Raw genomic sequence first — 1,803 nt, forward strand, 5'->3', positions numbered from 1 at the left:
CACCACGAGCAGGCAGAGCTGGGACGGTGCGGTCGCCGCGGGGGAGGGGCTGGTCCGGGGCGCGGAGGAGTCCGTCGTGCCGCCGGTGGAGGGCGTGGCGGCGGGGGCCGGCGGCTGCTGGGCCGTGGTGCCGGTGCCGCCGCCCGTGCCACCGCCGTCGGTGGTGCCGGTCGCGGTGCCGGTCGTGGTGCCGTGGCCGGACGTCCCGCCGGACGCGGGGGCGGCGGCCTGCTGCCGTGCGGCCGGTTCCCGCGCGGGCAGCGGCGTGGCGGCGGCGTCCGGGTGGGTGTTCGACGGAGCCGTCCGGGGCGCCGCCGGGGTTCCCCGGTGCGGGGCGGCCGCGGCGGCCCGGGCGTGCGCGGGGTGCCCGGTGCCCGGCGACGCGTGCGTGCCCGGCGGCGCGTTCTCCGGCTCGACCTCGGCGGCGGCCCGGCCGCCGACGGAGCCCATGCCGCGGTCGTCCGGCGCCGAGGCCGCCTGGGCCCGGGCCGGGGACTGACGGTCGAGCGAGGCCAGGGTGAGCCCGCCGCCGACGAGGGCGATGGTGGTCGCGACCGCGGCCCGCCGCTTGTTCTTCTTCCAGCGGGCCAGCTGACGGCGCCGGGCCGCCCGCCCCCGCGACGCGGGCGGCGGCCCGTCCACGTCGGCGTCCGGCAACGGGTGCGCGGACTCCGCCGGCCCTGCCGGCACCGCCTCCTCGGAGCGACCGCCGTCGAACCACGAGCCGTCGTAGGCGTCGGCGGCGGGCGTCGCGGTCGGCCTTCCGGACCTCGACGCGGGCATGGGCGCGGGCATGGGCGCGGCTATGGGCGCGGGCATCGGCGCGGGCCTGGAGGCGGGCATGGGCGCGGCCGTGGGCGCGGGCATCGGCGCGGGCCTCGAGGCGGGCATCGAGACGGTCGCCGGGGGAGCGATGTCCGGGGCGTAGGCGCCGCACCCGGGGCACACCAGCGCGCCGTTCAGATGCCGACGGCACGAGGAGCAGTAGTCCATTTGCGGTCTTCCTGAGTCGACTGCGCCTGCGGCCTCGGCCGGGGCCTGGCCACGTTCGCACGTGGGATCGAGCGGCCAGTCACGTTAACGATGCTTGCTGAAGACCTTGTGCTCCCCGTGTGGCACTCCTGCGCACATTCGCCGGGGATTCATGCGCACCCGGACGGACGTGACGCGGGTCACGCTCATGGTTGTCACATCGCGCCGGTTCGTTCCGTCGTTCAGGTGTAGCCCCCACGCACGGCATAGGAGAGCACGATGGACGCTCGTTTGAACCTCTTCGCCAACCCGGTCGCCGGCAAGTTCCTGCGGTACATCAACTCGGCCGGCAAGGCGGTCGGGGACTCGGCGCTGCCGGCCGCGACGCAGGAACTGGTGAAGATCCGCGCCAGCCAGATCAACGGCTGCGGCTTCTGCACCGACATGCACACCAAGGACGCCACCCACGCCGGGGAGACCGCGATCCGGCTGAACCTGGTCGCCGCCTGGCGCGAGGCCAAGGTCTTCACCGACGCCGAGCGCGCCGCGCTGGAGCTGACCGAGCAGGGCACCCGGATCGCGGACGCGGCCGGCGGTGTGACGGACGAGGCGTGGGCGAACGCCGCCAAGCACTACGACGAGGACCAGCTCGCCGCCCTGGTCTCCCTCATCGCCCTGATCAACGCCTACAACCGGCTGAACGTCATCGTCCAGCAGCCGGCCGGCGACTACCAGCCCGGCCAGTTCGGCTGACGGCGCCCGGCCGAGGGGGGGGGCCGGCGGGGGGGGGGGGGGGGGGGGGGGGGGGGGGGGGGGGGGGGGGGGGGGGGG

At 76.7% G+C, this 1,803-nt stretch carries 2 protein-coding genes; one reads left to right on the forward strand and one right to left on the reverse strand.

Annotated features, from left to right (window positions below; all coding sequences use genetic code 11):
* On the reverse strand, window positions 1–993 hold a 993-nt coding region (locus V7E45_RS40045), incomplete at its 3' end, for an SCO2400 family protein (protein ID WP_443056360.1).
* Window positions 994–1,251: 258 nt separating this feature from the next.
* Here V7E45_RS40045 and V7E45_RS40055 point away from each other — a divergent pair.
* Window positions 1,252–1,725, forward strand: a complete 474-nt coding sequence (locus V7E45_RS40055; RefSeq protein ID WP_333779213.1) for a carboxymuconolactone decarboxylase family protein — start codon at window positions 1,252–1,254, stop codon at window positions 1,723–1,725.
* Window positions 1,726–1,803 lie beyond the last annotated feature (78 nt).

The organism is Streptomyces sp. IBSBF 3136 (genome assembly GCF_036815105.1).
In the GTDB taxonomy this organism is placed as follows: Bacteria; Actinomycetota; Actinomycetes; order Streptomycetales; family Streptomycetaceae; genus Streptomyces.